The sequence below is a fragment of the Siphonobacter aquaeclarae genome (genome assembly GCF_900103285.1).
Lineage (GTDB): Bacteria > Bacteroidota > Bacteroidia > Cytophagales > Spirosomataceae > Siphonobacter > Siphonobacter aquaeclarae.
Map to the genome: position 1 here is coordinate 191,317 of NZ_FNGS01000011.1, position 17,411 is coordinate 208,727.

Below are 17,411 nucleotides of genomic sequence, written 5' to 3' on the forward strand. Positions count from 1 at the left end.
CCGCTCCGGCCGCTTTCACATGGGAAGATGGCCTATTTCCAGGCCGGATTCTGTTCAATCGCCGGGTTGGTATTGATTTCGTTTTGCGGGATCGGGAAGTAGGTATGCTTCGTTTCGTTGAAGAATTCCTTGCCGATTTTGTCGCTGTTCGCGATTTCCGTCTTCAATAATCCCCAGCGCTTCAGGTCATAAAACCGCACGCCTTCCCGGAAGAGTTCGATAGCCCGCTGGTGGCGGATTTCGGCCATGAGCTGGTCCTGCGTAAAGCCCGTTGCGAGGTTGGCAAGCTTGGCGCGGTTCCGGACCCGGTTGAGCGGCGCATAGGCTTCCGCCGCTTTACCCTGCATAGTCAGCGCCTCGGCGTACATCAGCAGGACATCGGCGAAACGCATGGCTTTCTCGTTGATTTCCGAAATGTAAATTCCCTCGTTGTTGTCTTTGTAGTTCTGATACTTCTTGATCATGGACTTGTATCCGAATACAAGCGAAAAGGAACTGAACGGCTTGTTGTAGAACGTCGCGCCGGGGTAATCCCAAACCAGTGAAGCATACATCCGGGGGTCAAAATCGCCCGTTGTCGTTTTTTCTTTCTGGAATTCGTTGAAAATCTTGTCCGTCGGCGATACTTCAAACCATCCCTGTACTTCGGAGGGCGCAAATTCCTGCGCAGTTGTCACCCCCTGCGATTCGTTGGCATTTTCCCCCGCCCAGGGTTGCGAGCCCCCTACGTTCTGGTTCTGGATTTCGAAAACCGATTCAGCGTTGTTATCATATTCCTTCAGAAAATTCTGACCGTAATCGGCCAGAAGCTGGTAGGTAAACGGCGCACTCATCAGCAGTTTGAACTCCGCTTCGGCTTCCGCCCATTTTTGCTGGTAGAGGTAGGCCTTGCCCAGGTAGCCGATGGCGGCTCCCTGCGTCGCCCGTCCGACATAGTCAGAGGAGTACGCAACCGGGAGGTCTGTTTTGGCAGCCTGTAAATCAGCCACTACCTGCGCCCATACGTCGGCTTCCGGCGACTGTTTTACAAAATACTGGCTCCGGTCCACCGGTACTTTCGTGATAAGGGGTACTGCTCCGAAATTGATGGCGAGGTGGAGGTAGTTGACAGCCCGGATGAATTTGGCTTCGGCGATAAACTGCTTTTTCGAAGCATCGCTCAGCGGCGAACCGGGCGCATTTTCGATGATCTGATTCGCCCGGAATATACCGGTAAACGCGCCGGAAAAGATGGAAGACGGTGTCCCCGTAGTGGGCGTATTCGTAAACGTAGATAACTGATAGAGGTCCTTGACGTCGTTCCGGATGAAGAAATCATCGCCCCGGCCGTTTGTCAGCTCAACGCCGCGCACGCCCCAGTAGCCGTTGTTCACATCCTTGAAAACCTTGTAGGTAGCCGCCATCGCAGAAAGGAAGTCAGCATCTGATTTCCAGTAGGTTTCAGCCGTAGTTACGTTGGGGTTAACGAGTTCCAGCTCACCGGTACACCCCATCAGGTGCGCCGCCAGAACCAGCATGCCTATGTATTTTTTCATATTCAGTTCGATTCAGAAGGGAAACTGCGGGAGAATACTCCCCTTCCCGGATGAGATTAAAACGACAGTTGAACGCCCAGCATGGAGGTACGCGCCAGCGGATACGCAACGTGACCGAAGTCGACGCCGCGGTCGAGGATCGACGACGTACGGCCCAGATCCGGGTTGAAGCCTTTGTAGCCCGTCAGCGTAAACAGGTTGTCAAAGCTCAGGTACAACCGGCAGTTCGAGATTTTCGCCTTATCGAGCAGGGTTCTCGGAAGCGTATACCCGAGTTGCAGAGTCTTCAGACGGACATAGGAGCCGTCTTCGAGGAAACGGTCAGACGTCTGGCTGTTGTAGTTCGGGTCGTTGATCACCGCGCGGGGAATGCCGGAGTGGTTCTCCGGCGTCCAGGCATTGAGGGTAGACTTCGCGTAGTTGTACTCTTCGCTCATGCCTTCCAGGTCCATGCGAAGGCCATTGTAAATTTTGTTTCCATACGTTCCCTGGAAGAAAATGGAGAGATCGATGCCTTTCCAGGACAGGTTACCACCCAGGCCAAACTGGAACTTCGGCGTCGGGCTGCCGGCATAAACGCGGTCGGCGTCTGAAATCACGCCGTCACCGTTGGCATCTACAAAACGGATATCTCCGGGAGCAGCGTTGGGCTGAATCTTGACGCCGTCTTTGGTATACGCGTCTACTTCGGCCTGCGACTGGAAGATACCATTGGTCTTGATCAGGTAAAAAGCGCCGATCGGGCCGCCTGCCTGGGTGACCGTCGCCGAAGCGCCGTGGTGCGTCGGCTGTCCGCCAAAAATCTGCTGGCTACCCGTACCGAGCTGATCTACCTGGTTTTTGATGGACGTAAACGTTCCCTGTACCTGATAGGTCAGCTCTCCGACCTGATTATTATAGGTCAGACCCAGTTCAAAACCGCGGTTCGTCACCTGCCCGGCGTTGATATACGGGCTGCTGCTCGACCCGGTGGAAATCGGGATGGGTACCTGAAGGAGGATGTCGGAGTTTTTCCGGACGAAGTAATCCATCGTCACGTTCAGCTTGTTGTCAAACAACGCGACGTCCGCACCGATATCAGAGGTTTTGGATGTTTCCCATTTGATGGAGGAGTTGGCAAACGCCCGCTGAATCGAGCCGGCCCACAAGTGCTGATCCTGCCCGATGACGTAGTTGGCGTTGAGGGAAATAACCGGACTATACTGGTAATCGGTCAGTTCCTGGTTCCCCAGTACCCCATAGCTTGCGCGGAGTTTCAGGTTATTGATCGTCTTCTTCAGCGGGGCAAAGAAGTTTTCGTTGGCGACGTTCCAGCCTAGTGCGACTGACGGGAAATTGCCGAACCGGTTCGTCGATCCGAAACGGGAAGATCCGTCCCGGCGGAACGTGGCCGTCAACAGATAACGACTGTCGTACGAATACACCGCGCGACCCAGGTAGGAAACCAACGCGTTTTCGTACAGATTACTACCGGCAGCCGTGTTGGTAGTACCTGCATCGATTACCGTAATGCCGTCCGGCATGCCGCTCTTGGAAGCGCTCAGGGTACGCGTAGCGCCCTTCTGAAAGGTAAACCCGCCAAGGAGCTGGAAGTTGTGCTTGTTGATCGACTTGTCCCAGGTCAGGGTATGTTCCTGCAGGAAAAGCGTTCCTTCTCCGCGGCTTTCGCTGAGGTCGGCGTTTTCGTTGAGAAATAGTGCGCCTACTTTGTACGGATTCGTGTAGTCGTAATTATAGGTATTCGTGTTGGTATAGCCGACGTTGTACTTGTACTTCAGCCCCTGCGCGAGGGTGAGTTCGGCGAAGAGGTTGATGACCGCGTTGGTCGACGAGTTCTTCGGGTCTTCGAGGTACAACTGCGCGACGGGGTTGGCGATGTTTGTCACCGGTCCGTAAGCCCCGCCAAAACCGCCGACGGCTGTCTTATCATAAATCTGGAATACCGGTATCATTTTCAGCGCGGAGCCAACCGGGCCGCCACCCTGTCCGCCCCAGCCGCCTGCGGAAGTACGCCAGCGCTCGCGCGAGAGCAGAATGGTCTCCCCGATCCGGATACGGCCTTTCGTAAAGTCAGATTTGACACGGAGGTTCAGGCGGTTGTAGTTCGTCAGCTTGACGATCCCATCCTGATCCATGTACCCGCCGGAAACGCTGTAGTTGTAGTTGTCGCCGCCGCCGCTCGCACTCAGCTCGTAGTTCTGCATGGGCGCGGTCTGGTAAATGGCCTTTTGCCAGTCGGTTCCGGCGCCGAGGGTTTCGGGATTCTTCGCAATATCAAGCGTCGGCAAACCGGCCGCCTGGTGCGCGCGGTTGCTGACGGTAGCCCATTCGGAAGCGTTCAGCACGTCGACTTTGTGCGCCAGCTGCTGCACGCCGAAGTAGGCGTTGAAATCAATTTTGTTTTCGCCTTTCTTGCCCGTTTTGGTTGTAATCAAAACGACGCCATTCGCCGCCCGGGAGCCATAGATAGCCGCTGCCGAGGCATCTTTCAAAATATCGATCGACGCGATATCCGAGGGAAGAATGTTGTTGATGTTCGCTACCTGTACTCCGTCGACGATATACAGCGGGTCATTGTTATTCAGTGAACCGGCGCCGCGTACCAGAATACGTACGCCGGAGCCCGGGTTACCTCCTGCCGATTCAATACTCACCCCCGGTACGCGGCCCTGGAGGGCTTTTTGCACCGTATTACTTCCCTGTGAGCGCAGATCAGAAGGCTTCACGGTAGCGATCGAACCCGTCAGATCTGACCGCTTCTGCGAGCCGTATCCCACGACAACCACTTCGCTCAGGGCCTGGGTATCCGTTTGCAGTTGCATATCCACGACCGTCCGGCCTGCGCCGATTGGCGCTTCCTTTGTTATATAGCCAACATAGGAAAACACGAGCGTTCCGTTGACCTGGGCGTCCGGCACGTTCAGTTTGTACTTACCGTCCTTGTCTGTTACCGCGCCGGTGGTGGTACCCTTCAGGGCCACGTTTACACCGGGAAGCGGCTCGCCTTTTTCATCGGTGACCGTACCGGTTACCAGCTGCTCGATTTCCATGCGGATATCGGCCGCGGGGATAAAGGATTGATTCTGACGACGGAGCAAAATGCGGTTACCGACTACTTCATACGAAATCCGGAGTTTTCCCAACAGCTCGTCGAGTACGTTGGACAACCGTACCCTGTTCACCGCGAACGACACTTTCTGATCCGTCTGAATAGCGGAAGAGCTGTAAACAAAGCGGATATCAGCCTGCTCCTCGATCTGTTTAAGGAGTTGTTTGACGGTTACTGATTCCGCGCGGACCGTAACCTCCCGGTTCAGCACTTCCTGCGCCCGCGCCGGGTGGGCAAACGAAAGGCTGCAGAAGAGGACAGCCAGCAGCAATTGGGTACATGTGATTCGCATAGCCAACAAGACCAGCCTTTTGTTTAATAGGCGTTTCTTCATAGATTCAAGCGTTTTTGTAGTAATACAGAAGCAAAAACAGATCACTCCCGGCTGATTTTCAGCCCGGCAGTATGCCGCCGGTAATGCTCGCACCATTACCGGCTTTTTGATGATACAGGGTATCCTTCAGCTATACAGGCTGTTTCTCAGCGTTTTCCGCCGCAGCCGTCTCCCTGAATAAACAGGGTCGTTCCCCTCCGCTCAAACGTCGCGTCAATCGATTTACAGACAAGGTCCATCTGGGTAAAAAGAGGGAGGTCGTTCAGGTCTCCGGTAAACACACACTGGTCAAACAGGTGGCTTTCCAGGACGATATCAATGCCATAGGTTTCTTTCAGCAGCTCCAATACCCGGGGCAGCGGCGCTTCGTCAAAAACGAAGCTCGCCTTCTGCTCGGGCAGGCGGATAACCGCCGGTGTGTCGACAATCCCCGGCAAAAGCCGCTTGGAATGCTTGTCGAACGTAATTTTCTGGTTAGGTGTCAGAATCATGCCGTCCCGGGTGTTTCCGCCCGTTCGGGTTGCGTTGTTATAGACGGCGACGCGACCGGTTGCGACCTGCACCTCGATCGACCGCGCTTCGTCGTACGACCGCACTGTGAAGCTCGTTCCCAGTACCTGCGTCACCAGGTCGCCGGTATGCACGATAAACGGCCGGGAAACATCCCGTTTGACTTCAAAAAAAGCTTCACCGGTCAGGTATACCTCCCGCGCCTTCCGCGCAAAACGGGGCGGATAGGTCAGCCGGCTTCCCTCCTTCAGCGTTACCAGGGTGCCGTCTTCGAGGCGGATCTGCTTCAGGGGGCTGTCGGTATTGTGGACCATGACGCCATCCTGTATTTCCGGCCGCGGCTCCTGCCTGATCCAGAAAAGGGAAATGACGACGAGGATGGCCGCAGCAGCAGCCCACAGGGACCACAGGCGCCGGGTCCGGGGAAACAGGTCCGTTTCCAGCCGCACCCGGATCCGCCGGCCGGTATCGGCGCGCTCCTGCGGAGTCAGCGGAGCCGGCGCCTTACCCGTTGTCCGGTCGGCCCACTCACGGATCAACCGCTCCTCTTCGGGTGTGCATTCCCCCGCGAGGTACTTTTCCAACAGTTGGTCGAATGCGTGCTGATTCATGGGTTCGGCTCAGTTGTCATACATCTGAAGTCCCTCCTTGAGGACCTTCAGGGATTTGGTGATATGGTATTCGACGGCCTTTTCGGAAAGATTGAAGCGGTTGGCGATGTCTTTAACCGACTGGTTCTCAAACCGGCTCATCCGGAATATCTCACTTGTACGCTCCGGAAGGCGCTTCATTACTTCTTCCACCGCTTCTGACAGGTCTTCGAAATCGAGGATTTCCTGGGTGGAGTACGACTGACGGATTTCATTCAGAATCAGGTACTCCTGGTACTTCCGGTGGGTAATTTTCGATTTGATGTAATTGGTTGCCAGGTGCTTGATCGCCACGACGAGGTAGGAACCCAGGTGGCGGATGACGAGCGACTCTCTTCGGTTCCACAGGTTTTCAAAGAGATCGTGAACGAGCTCTTCGGCTTCTTCGCGGGTGCCGGTCGACTGATACGCCACGCCGTACAGTGTGTACCAATAGCGGTTATACACTTCCTCGAAGGCCTTTTTCTGGCCTTGCTGCAGGAAATCCACCAATTGCTCGTCGGTTAAGCGTCCCATCATCCAGCGGCTGAATTTGTGGTATAGTCAATCATCTCCGGCAAAACCCTAAATGATTGTAGAATTTCTTCAAAAAATCCAGTAATAGTTTGAGTTATATTACTTTTCAAATATATTATTCGACTCACAGAAACCAAGCCTCCTGCGACGGATACTCGTGTCTTTGCGACACATACTGCTTTTTCACTACTTCTTCCGCTGACAAAGTTTTTATTGACGAAGCGGTCAGAAAAACTCTATTTTTGGCGCCCGATATCTGATTACTTGCGTGCTGAAAAGATTACAGGAATTACACTGGCTTAACCTGGATGTGGCCGCCGGCGCCGGACTTTGCGCGGCAGCTGCCTCCCGGCTGCCGGACGGCGCCGGACCTGTCAACCGCATGGCGATTGTGGTACTCATGCTGACCGTATGGGTGATTTATACCGCAGACCGCCTGCTCGATGTCCGGAAAAAGCCTGTCCCATCCACCCCACGACACCGGTTTCACCTGGCCAACGCCGGGTGGCTCTGGAAGCTTACAGCCGGCGTTGCTGCGCTGGCAGGAGGCCTTGCCCTGACTTTACCAGCCGGGCTCCTTCGTTCCGGAGGAATCCTCGCTGGCATTGTGGCAGCGTATCTGCTCCTGGTCAACCGCCTGGGACCCAAGAGCAAATTGCACCTCTTCAAGGAGCCGCTGACGGCCCTGGTCTATACGGCCGGCGTATGGGGAGTAGCTTTTTCGGGAAAAGAAGCAATTGCCTGGGAAGAAAAAGCGCAGGCGGGTATCTTCCTGCTGATCGCTTTTCAGAATCTGCTGCTCTTTTCGTGGATGGAAACGCGCGCCGGCAAGCCGCCGGTACCTAACCTGTCGAGTATACTGCGGGAGGGGTTTTCGGACGTACTTTTTGGATTGTGCCTGGCAGGTATCATCGGGCTGTTTCTGGCGATCAGCTTTACGGAGCTGGTCCCCTATCAGCGCCGTTTTGCCTTTACGCAGGTACTGATGAGTCTCGTCCTCGTCGAAATTCGTCGGGATTATCGCTTTTACCTGAAAAATGAACGGTACCGCTGGGTAGGCGACGGCATCTTTCTACTGCCGTTCTGGCTCTTTTAGTGCCGGATTTCTTTGGAAGGCTTGCGTTCTTCGGGAAGTGCGCCGGTGATCGTCATCTTGACGGTATCAATCCGGGCGTCTTTCATTTCCACGATCTGGAACTGGAAAGGATACAGCAGCACCGTTTCATTGGGCTGCGGGAGGTCTTCGTTGATGGTAATGATCAGGCCGCCGAGGGTATCGTAGTCTCCTTCAGGCAGGTTCCAGTTGTACTTCTCGTTGAGGTAGTCGATCTCGTGGCGGGCCGAGAGCAGGTAGGTACGGTCGTCCAGCTTCTTCTCGATGTAGTCTTCCGAATCGTCGTACTCGTCCTGAATATCTCCGAAAATCTGCTCGATGATATCCTCCAGGCTGACGAGGCCGGAGGTACCGCCGAATTCGTCTACTACCAGCGCGACGCTCTTACGCTCCTGCGTGAACTTCACCATCAGGTCCTGCGCCGACATCGCCTCGGGAACGATCAGAATCGGATTGAGAATACTTTCGATGTCTTTCGGCTTTTTGAACATCGCCAGGCCGTGGCAATAGCCGATGACGTCCTCGATGGTTTCCCGGTAGATCAGAATTTTGGAGTGACCGCTTTCCTGAAGAATCTTTTTCAGACCCTTCATACCGTCTTCGATATCAATCGCGACAATCTCTGTCCGTGGAATCATGCAGTCACGCACCCGTACCTGCCTGAACTCCAGCGCATTATTAAATATTTTGGTATCTACGTCCGCCACTTCCTCCTTCTTCCCTTCCGGTACGTTGATGTTTTCCAGGTAGTTCGAAAGGTCGGTTACCCCGAAGATCGGTTTGACCTCGGAGTAATTCAGCCGTAGTACGTTCACGATAAACCACTTCGACGCCGAGACAATGACGTAAACCAGCGGGTACATACCGTAATAAACGATCCAGACCGGAATAGCCAGAATTTCCAGAAAAACGTCAGGATTGAGCAGGAAAAGCGATTTCGGTGTAAACTCTGCCACCGCCAGAATCAGGATCGTAGCCAGCAGCGACGGCAGCAGGACGTGAACAATATCGTTGTTGAGAAAACCGAGCGACGGAGGCAACTGCGATAGCCAGAGTTCAAACTCGTGGTGCAGAAACCCTTCCATGTAAATCCCGTACACAACCAGGGCCAGCGTATTGCCGATGAGCATCGTCCCGATAAACTTGGACGGCTGCTTGAGAAAGGCCGACATGATCTGCCCGGTCACGACTCCCTGCTTGGCCTGAAGCTCGAAATACAGCTTATTGGCCGATACATACGCCATCTCGATGCCCGAAAAAAAGGCCGAGGCAAGCATGGAAATCAGAATGATCAAAAATTCCTGGGAAGTCATGTACTCTTTTTTGTCGTGAGACGGGCACGTCCGGTTTCCCGCCAATCTACCCGCAAAATACGGAGAATACCGTAAATGAAAAGCCCCGCGCGGGCGGGGCTCTGGTTATTTTTTCCGGGGATTCCTGGGCGGAGCCGGCTTGTTTGCCTGCTCTTTCTGGAGCCGCTGGTTCTTGACATACTGAAAGGCCATGAGGCAGGCTACCGAAAACATCACCCAGAAGTACGACTCCTTCCAGCTCACCTGCCCGGCGATAATCTCGCCGACCCAGATCATCAAAAACCCCACGGCAGCGGACAGGAGGAGGATTTCTTTGAGAGAATAGTCTTTCATTGCTTTGCGAGTTTTCGGTTTTCAGTTTTCGGTTTTCGGTTTGCCCGTCGAGGTACAAAACCGAAAACTGAAGACAGAAAACCGGCAACCGATTTATCCCGCCACACTCTCCCCAAATCTCCGCTTCGTCGAAAGGAACATGCCCACGACCAGAAGGCCGGTGCCGATCCAGAGGAGGTTGATATGGGGCTTTTCGATGGCTTTCATGACGATGTAGTCCCGCTGGGTCGCGTTGACGCCAAACGTAAACTTGCCTGTTTTGGGGTCGATCTGCGTGAGGCGTACGCGGAGGCCGAGCTCGTCGCTCGTGGCAGCGCGGAGGCCTACGTTCCGGTCTTTGATGAAGTAAACCGGATCAACAGTCACGCTCCGTCCGCTCTTGTCAAATACTTCGATGTCGGCTTTGACTGCAGCATCACCCGGTCCGAGTGCCACGCCTTCCACTTCCTTCACCGGCTGTACACCGCGGAACAGGGCTACATAATCATTCAGGAACAGGGTATCGCCGATGGCTACCGTATAGTTTTCAGTCTCACTCCACTGGCGCTCCTGATTCGGCATCGGGGCATCCATGATGTGCGTGTAGATATCCCGCTTCACCTCGTGACGAATCGCCGGAGAGACGGCATTGCCCATACGCGGGTTGATCTGAATCCGGGGGAAGAGGCTGAAGATCTTGCCGTCCTGCTGCCGGTACTCTACTTCGTAATAGGTGTTTTCGGGGAATACCTCGAGGGTATCTCCCTTCTTGTGGTAAGTCTTGCCGTCGTGCGTCAGGTCCTTGAGTGCCACCGCGTGGAAGTCGTTCTCGATCAGTTCAACCGATTCCCGCGGGACATAGCCGGGCATATCCCGGGCCTGAACATACTTGCCTTTGTAGGTAACGAGGTACTTGTCGAGTTGCTGTGGCTGGTTGAGCCAGAGCAGCTGGTTTTCGACGTTTTCCTTCGTGGCTACGTTCTTGTCATTGAAGATAATCAGACCCGATTTATTCTGGGAAACGACTTTCGAGTACCCGGCCGAAAACAGAATCCCGATCAGCATCAGCGCTACCCCGATGTGGGCGACTGCCCCGCCGGAGAGCTTCCATTTGCCTTTGAGTACTGTGACAATGGTCGTGAAGTTGGTCACGATCGAGAACATCGCCGTCAGGAACAGAATAATGTAGGTGACGTTCGATACGCCCATCAGCACAATCAGAATGCCCGTAGCCAAAAGAGTAATCACCAGCGGTGTGGAGAATACCTCCCAGGGGCCGAGGTTCAGGCTTATCCCTTTTGCTTCGACAACCATCTTGCCTTTCGCTACGCGCTCGGGCTGCTCGCGCTTGACCTTACCCCACCAGAAAAACTGCCCGATACCGTTCAGAATCACAATCACCACGAAGAACCATTGCTGGAACTGGGTGTAGTGCTTAACCTGATCGGCGGGAAGCGCCAGGTTCGATTTGATGCCGAAGTTGGCCAGCAGGGTATTGTACACCGGAATAGACGTCGTCACAATCACCTGGAATGCCGCCATGCAGATGACCGTCGCCCCGCAGAAAATCCAGAATTCACGGCTGTAAGTCGAGATTTCCTTTTCGGAAGAAGGCATGTCTTTCCACCGCCATACCAGCAGCGCAATAGACCCAATCGTAAACGTCAGCAGGTAAATAAGCAACTGCCCGGACAGACCCAGATCGGTAAACGAGTGCACAGACGCATTTCCGAGAATACCGCTGCGCGTCATGAACGTCGCATACAGGACCAGCACAAACTGCGCAATCACCAGAATAGCCGAAATGCGAAGCGTACTCTTATTATTCTGATAGATAATCATCGTGTGCAGCGCACCGACGAGTACCAGCCAGGGAACGTAAATGCCGTTTTCGACAGGGTCCCAGTTCCAGTAGCCTTCGAAGTTGAGGGTTTCATACGCCCAGATGGCACCCATCATGATCCCGACGCCAAGAATAAGCGCACCTACGCCTGTCCACGGCAGAGCCGGTTTGATCCAGTTTTTGTATTCTTTCCGCCAGAGACCGGCAATGGCAAAAGCGAACGGTACCAGCGTCAGGGCGTAGCCGAGGAAGAGGGTCGGCGGGTGAATGACCATCCACGGGTTCTGGAGCAACGGGTTGAGGCCGTTTCCGTCTTCCGGAATGAAATCAGGCTTCATCGCCCAAACCGGCCATTCGGGGTGCGCCTCACGCAGGAGCAGGAATGGCGACGACCCGATTTTGAAATCGAGACCGGGAATGACCACGCCCAGGATCATCGAACATAAAAACGCCTGCACCAGACCGAATACGGCCAGCGTTGGCGCCTCGAATTTCATTTTCTGCTCCGCCTTGCTTCCGTTGAAGTACCGGATCAGGACGAGGCCGATCATCGCCAGCCAGAAAATCCAGAGCAGGAAACTACCCTCCTGGTCCTGCCAGAACGAAGAAATGACATAATACCCGGGGAGCGACCGCGAAGAGTTATCCCAGGAGTAGTGATACTCGTAATAGTGGTTGTAAATGATCCAGTACAGACTCGCTACGACCGTCACGACCGACACGGCATGTATCCCGAAAACGATCCGGGAGAAACGCTGCCATTTCGGGGCCTCGAGCGTGTTGCGTGACGCCTGCGCGTACCCGTAGGTCGCGAGCAGCGCCGTCACGAACGAACTGATGATGGCCAGGTGGCCGGTATTTCCAATCCAGTAATGCATGAGCGTTCAGAAAGAGGTCGGTTACTTCATCGCGGTGGGCGCCTTGGCGTCGTTGTACTTCGACGGGCACTTCAGGAGCACCTGATCGCAAACGAAAATGCCGTTTTCCATGCGGCCGATCACGACCACTTTTTCAGATTTTTCAATATCCTGCGGCTTTGGCTCGTGGTAGATTACCTTCCGGGCAATGCCCTTGTCGTCCACCAGCGTAAAAGTCAGCAGGTTGGCATTCACAGCCGGGTTGTACTCCATTTCCTGGATCTGACCGGCCATGTCTTTTTTGAGGTTTCCGACGACGTGCACCTTGCTGTCATCCCCCTCCGAGGCCATTTGCTCGGCTTTGGTAAAATCAACGTAGGTACTGGCATCTCCTGCCGTCGTAATCAGGATGAAAATGGCTGCGGCAATGACCGCAATCCCGAGAAGATGTATTTTTTTCATCGTGTTGCCCGAAGTTACTTCTTGATCTGATTTTCGAGTCTGGAAAGCTTTTTATCCAGGTTGAAGAGGTAAGCGATGAGTCCGGTCAGGACGACGGCGATGACCGCCACGACCACGTAAATCTTGCCGTTGGACCGCATCGTATCGGCCATTTCAACGTCGGTCTGGGCAAAAAGGTTGCCCGAGAGCAGGAGGAGCAGCAAAAATAAAACAGACTTTTTCATGTATAACGGGGATCGTGACCCGGTTAATCTCGTTAGCAATAAACAAAGGGACAGACTTCCGGATATACCGGCAATGACTTTCCTCACTCTTCTACGATGGCCAGCAGGCGGCGGTAACGGATCCGCAGCGTCGAAATCCAGTAGCCGAGCAACATCATCATGATAATCGCCGGGTAAAAAACCAGCTTCATGCTGTGGTCGGAATCGTAGATCTTGAATCCGGGATTACCGCCGTTGCCCGGGTGCAGGGAATCCGTCGCCAGGCGCGGCAGAATAATCGTCAACGGAATGAATGCCGCAAATGCAAAAATATTATAAACGGCTGATATTCTGGCCCGTTGCTGGTCGTCCCGAAACGAACCGCGCAACACCCAGTACGCCAGGTAAATGAGCATGGCGATTTCGGTCGACAGCAGTTTCGGATCCTGCGGCAAAGCACTTCCCCAGGTATATTTTCCCCAGATAGCGCCCGTTACAAACCCGAGAATACCAAAAACCAGGCCTGTATTGGCAAGCTCCACCGACTGCAGATCGTGATCCGTTTTTCCGCTCCGGAGGTACTGTACCGCATGCCAGACCGACAGGGCCAGCAGCAGAATCATCGCAAACCAGAGTGGTACGTGGAAGTACAGGTTCCGCGCGGTTTCATACAGAATCGGCTGGCGCGGAATGGGCATGAGAATGCCACCCGTGTACACGTAAATCATGAGGAGAATGCAGAGGTATTTCCACCAGGACATAGTCAGTTTTCAATTTTCGGTTTTCGGTTTTCAGTTCCGCAGCTCATCCCGGTTTCCCAACTGACAACTGCAAACGGTAAACAGAAAACTGCTTTTCAGCTTTTCCACAGAAACGGAAACAATATCAACGACAACACCCACACAATCGCGTTCAGCGCGAGCAGGGTTAGTATTTCATCGGTACTGAAGCTCCGGTCGATGCCGTCGAGCGCGTTTTTCGACAGTTTCAGTAATACCAGGAGCATGGGAATAATGATCGGGAAACTCAGCACCGACATCAGCGTCGGGGAATTTTCGGCCTTGCTCGCTATGCCGGCGACCATCGTCAGCGTGCCGGCAAAACCCATGGCTCCCAATCCGATCGCGACGAGGTACATGCCCGGATCTCCTACCGGATTTCCCATCACAAAGGCATAGACGACATACCCCAGCAGCGACAGAAGCAGCATCAGCCCCGTGTTGTACAGCATCTTCGAGAGGATAATCCCGAGCGGACTGGCCAGCGAGTAGTAATACAGCAGCCGGCCGGCTCTCTCCTGCGTGAAGCTCTTGGCAATTGCACTGACCGCCGTAAACAACTGGATAATCCAGAACAGCGTATTCCAGGTAATCGGCTCGAGGTGACCGGCCTTCTGACGAAAGCTCAGGTAACACACGAAAATGGTACTGACCAGATACAGCAGCATCCCGTTCAGGGCATACCGCTGCCTCCATTCCAGACGTATTTCCTTTTCGATCAGGGCACTGACTTCCTGCATGAACACAACCGGAGACGAATCTCTTCCCGTTTTTGCCCGCAAAGGTACGGCACAAATCCACTGGTTGGTTCAAATATTCCAAAACTGGGATGAATAGGGGAAGGTATGGGATGAGTGAGGCGAAGCAGAGGGCATGGGGCATAGAGCAGCGGGTGAATCAGCCGGCCCCATGCCCTCTGCCCCATGCCCCCTGCTCAAAAATTCCCGCCCAACTTTGGAACTATTTCCTATTTTTGTGCCTCTTTTAGAATAATTCCAAATAAAGAATTCGTTTTCTCACGGATTCGTCCGGACTATGGCAACACGCAATTTATCTCAGCTTAAGCTTGGTGAAACCGCCGTTATTTCGGGGTTCAGAGATACGCACCTGGCTCTCAAGCTACTGGAAATGGGTTGCCTGCCCGGAACGGAAATTCGGCTGACGGCCATCGCTCCCCTCGGCGATCCGATCTGCCTCCAAGTGGGCGGCTATACCCTGTCGCTCCGGCTGGATGAGGCGGCGGTCGTCGACATCCACGAATAGTCCTTTTACCCGCTGAGAAATGAATCCCATCATCGCATTAGTAGGCAATCCGAACTGTGGAAAAACGTCTTTGTTCAATGCCCTGACCGGCCTCCGTCAGAAAACCGGAAATTTTCCAGGAGTAACGGTCGACCGGAAATCCGGCACCATGCGCCTCGATTCGCAAACGGACGTCCGGATTGTCGACCTTCCCGGTACCTATAGCCTGTATCCCAAGTCGCCCGATGAGCAGGTGGTACTCGACGTGCTCGCCAACCCGCAGAGCCCGGATTACCCGAACGTGACGGTGGTCGTTGCAGACGCTTCCAACCTCAAGCGTAACCTGCTGCTGTTCAGCCAGGTCGTTGACCTTGGTTTTCATACCATTCTGGCGCTGAATATGGTCGACGTGGCCGAAGCCCACGGTCTGGAACTCGACGACGAGCTCCTTTCCGAGCGCCTCGGGGTACCGGTCGTATTCATCAACGCCAAGTCCGGCGAAGGCCTCGATAACCTCCGCTTCGCCATCAAAGGCGAACTGCTGGAACATGCCGAGCGCCCGAAGCCGACCTATCCCCTTACCCGTATTTCCAGGGATTTCATCGAAGAAGTCAAGGACAAATTCCGCATCGATAACGACTACCTCGCCCTGCTCATGGCGGGTCAGAGTCAGAAGCTCCGCTTCCTGAGTCAGGAGCACAAAGGGCAGCTCGAAGACATCAGCTTGCGCCACCGGTTTGAACAAACCGACTTTCAGGCAAAGGAAACGATGGACCGGTATGCGCTGCTCGGAAAAATTGCGGAGGAGTCTGTCCGCCCGAAAAACAACGTGCGGCCCAAAACGCTCACGCGGCAACTCGACCGGATTCTGCTGCATCCGGTATGGGGGTACCTGGCCTTTTTCCTGATTTTACTGCTGATATTCAACTCGATCTTTTCTCTTGCCGAGTATCCGATGGACTGGATCGAAGCCGGCGTAGCGGCGCTCAGCGACTGGGTTAAGTCAGTACTTCCGGAAGGATTACTGACCAGCATGCTGACAGACGGGCTCATTGCCGGCATCGGAGGTGTCGTGGTCTTTATCCCCCAGATCGCCTTCCTGTTTACATTCATTTCCTTGCTGGAAGAATCCGGCTACATGGCCCGCGTGATGGTGTTGATGGACAAGCTCATGCGGAAAGTAGGCCTCAACGGCCGGAGCGTAGTACCGCTGATTTCCGGCGTCGCCTGCGCCGTTCCGGCCATTATGAGTGCGCGGACCATCCAAAGCCGGAAAGACCGGCTGATTACCATTATGGTGACGCCGTTGGTTAGCTGTTCGGCCCGCCTGCCGATTTTTACGGTGATGATCGGACTGGTTGTACCCGAGAAGACGGTCTATGGTATATTCAACTATCAAGGCCTGGCGCTGATGGGCTTTTACCTGATGGGTTTTGTTTCGGCCCTCGTTTCTGCCTGGGTGATGAAGAAGATTCTGAAGGTCAAGGACCGGAGTTTCTTTGTCATGGAAATGCCTGTTTTCCAGCTTCCGCGCTTCAACCACGTTGCGCTGACGGTATGGAATGCCGTCAGGGCGTTTGTCATGGAGGCCGGGAAAGTTATCGTAGCGGTTTCGATTATCCTGTGGGTACTGGCGAGCTACGGTCCCGGCGATTCCTTTGAAAAAGTCGAACAACAGGTACGGACCGAACAGCCTTCGCTCCCGGAAGAAGACCTGAAAAACGAAATAGCTTCTGCTCAACTCGAAGCTTCTTATGCCGGCCGGTTCGGGCACTTCATTGAGCCCGTCATCCGCCCGCTGGGGTACGACTGGAAAATCGGTATTGCCCTGCTGACGTCTTTTGCCGCGCGGGAAGTATTTGTCGGCACGATGTCAACGATCTACAGCCTTGGCGGAGATGACGATACGGATACCGTCCGGAACAAAATGCGGACGGAAATCAACCCGGAAACGGGCGGACCCCGGTTTACGCCGGCGGTAGCCTTCTCGTTACTCGTCTTCTACGTTTTCGCCATGATGTGCATGAGTACCCTCGCAACCACCTACCGCGAAACCAAATCCTGGTGGTATCCCTTCATCCAGTTCACATACATGACCGGCCTGGCGTATGTGGCAGCGTTTGTGACGTACCAGGTGATGGTGTAGCAGGCTGTAAGCTATAGGCTATAAGCACCGGGTACGGGAGCGGCATTCTGTTCAATTAGAAGAAGAGATACTGAATAGAGAACGACTACTCTATTCAGCATCTCTTCTTTTGCTTATTGCTTACTGCCTATAGCTTATCGTCTGAATCTCCTTTTCGATCCCCTTCCCCCACAAAAAGCGAAAAGTGGTCAGTTAAACCGGCCACTTTTCTATGTCACCTGACGTCCGGAGAAGATTTCAGAGTCCTTCGCGAGGTACTCCCGTCTTTTCCTCATCGATCCGGGAATTGCCTTGTTCTTCCGGAAGTAACCGCGTCCGTTTGGTGCGCTCTCAGGAGCCGAAAATGTCCGATTACAGATAGAATCGGTTGCATTCCGTTAACAAACGAAGTGTCTCCAGTATTTTTCCCGTACTACCGTGACCAGCACGGCACCGCTCGGGAAAAACAAAGAACAAAATGATGGATCGTTTTGAAATTCCTCAGGG

Annotated in this window: 14 protein-coding genes; 3 read left to right on the forward strand and 11 right to left on the reverse strand. The window is 54.1% G+C overall.

Annotation, left to right across the window (positions count from 1 at the left end; all coding sequences use genetic code 11):
- Positions 1-32: 32 nt before the first annotated feature.
- The 4 genes from BLR09_RS23750 to BLR09_RS23765 all read right to left on the reverse strand — a co-directional run bounded on the left by BLR09_RS23750 (position 33) and on the right by BLR09_RS23765 (position 6,657).
- Complete coding sequence (locus tag BLR09_RS23750; protein ID WP_093208577.1) at positions 33-1,535, reverse strand: RagB/SusD family nutrient uptake outer membrane protein; 1,503 nt, start codon at positions 1,533-1,535, stop codon at positions 33-35.
- A 56-nt stretch (positions 1,536-1,591) separates the two neighbouring features.
- Positions 1,592-4,936, reverse strand: coding sequence for a TonB-dependent receptor (locus tag BLR09_RS23755; RefSeq protein ID WP_176785656.1), 3,345 nt, complete (start codon positions 4,934-4,936; stop codon positions 1,592-1,594).
- Between the two features lie 188 nt (positions 4,937-5,124).
- The gene (locus BLR09_RS23760) at positions 5,125-6,099 is read right to left on the reverse strand and encodes a FecR family protein (protein WP_093208586.1); all 975 of its coding nucleotides are present in this window, start codon (positions 6,097-6,099) and stop codon (positions 5,125-5,127) included.
- 9 nt (positions 6,100-6,108) lie between these two features.
- Positions 6,109-6,657, reverse strand: a complete 549-nt coding sequence (locus tag BLR09_RS23765; protein WP_093208589.1) for an RNA polymerase sigma-70 factor — start codon at positions 6,655-6,657, stop codon at positions 6,109-6,111.
- 265 nt (positions 6,658-6,922) lie between these two features.
- Between BLR09_RS23765 and BLR09_RS23770 the strand changes: the two genes are divergently transcribed.
- Positions 6,923-7,750, forward strand: a complete 828-nt coding sequence (locus BLR09_RS23770) for a hypothetical protein (protein ID WP_093208593.1) — start codon at positions 6,923-6,925, stop codon at positions 7,748-7,750.
- On the opposite strand, the gene BLR09_RS23775 is transcribed toward BLR09_RS23770, so the two are convergent.
- The 7 genes from BLR09_RS23775 to BLR09_RS23805 form a co-directional block, all read right to left on the reverse strand.
- On the reverse strand, positions 7,747-9,081 hold the full coding sequence (locus BLR09_RS23775; protein ID WP_093208689.1) for a hemolysin family protein: 1,335 nt from the start codon (positions 9,079-9,081) through the stop codon (positions 7,747-7,749). The two genes, BLR09_RS23770 and BLR09_RS23775, sit on opposite strands and share 4 nt — an antisense overlap.
- Positions 9,082-9,186: 105 nt before the next feature.
- On the reverse strand, positions 9,187-9,414 hold the full coding sequence (locus tag BLR09_RS23780; RefSeq protein ID WP_093208596.1) for a hypothetical protein: 228 nt from the start codon (positions 9,412-9,414) through the stop codon (positions 9,187-9,189).
- 93 nt (positions 9,415-9,507) lie between these two features.
- Positions 9,508-12,114 carry a cytochrome c biogenesis protein CcsA gene (ccsA, locus tag BLR09_RS23785; protein ID WP_093208600.1) on the reverse strand — a complete coding sequence of 869 codons (2,607 nt, stop codon included), beginning with the start codon at positions 12,112-12,114 and terminating at the stop codon, positions 9,508-9,510.
- Between the two features lie 21 nt (positions 12,115-12,135).
- On the reverse strand, positions 12,136-12,555 hold the full coding sequence (locus tag BLR09_RS23790; RefSeq protein WP_093208603.1) for a cytochrome c maturation protein CcmE domain-containing protein: 420 nt from the start codon (positions 12,553-12,555) through the stop codon (positions 12,136-12,138).
- 14 nt (positions 12,556-12,569) lie between these two features.
- The gene (locus tag BLR09_RS23795; RefSeq protein WP_093208607.1) at positions 12,570-12,779 is read right to left on the reverse strand and encodes a CcmD family protein; all 210 of its coding nucleotides are present in this window, start codon (positions 12,777-12,779) and stop codon (positions 12,570-12,572) included.
- A gap of 83 nt (positions 12,780-12,862) precedes the next feature.
- A complete protein-coding gene (ccsA, locus tag BLR09_RS23800; protein ID WP_317039257.1) occupies positions 12,863-13,519 on the reverse strand; it encodes a cytochrome c biogenesis protein CcsA in 657 nt (218 codons plus the stop codon).
- A 95-nt stretch (positions 13,520-13,614) separates the two neighbouring features.
- Complete coding sequence (locus BLR09_RS23805) at positions 13,615-14,277, reverse strand: heme exporter protein CcmB (protein WP_093208614.1); 663 nt, start codon at positions 14,275-14,277, stop codon at positions 13,615-13,617.
- Positions 14,278-14,572: 295 nt separating this feature from the next.
- On the opposite strand from BLR09_RS23805, the gene BLR09_RS23810 reads away from it, so the two are divergent.
- A complete protein-coding gene (locus tag BLR09_RS23810) occupies positions 14,573-14,800 on the forward strand; it encodes a FeoA family protein (protein WP_093208617.1) in 228 nt (75 codons plus the stop codon).
- A 19-nt stretch (positions 14,801-14,819) separates the two neighbouring features.
- Positions 14,820-16,925: a ferrous iron transport protein B gene (gene feoB, locus BLR09_RS23815; protein WP_093208620.1), complete on the forward strand. Its 2,106-nt coding sequence runs from the start codon at positions 14,820-14,822 to the stop codon at positions 16,923-16,925.
- The last annotated feature ends 486 nt before the right edge of the window (positions 16,926-17,411 follow it).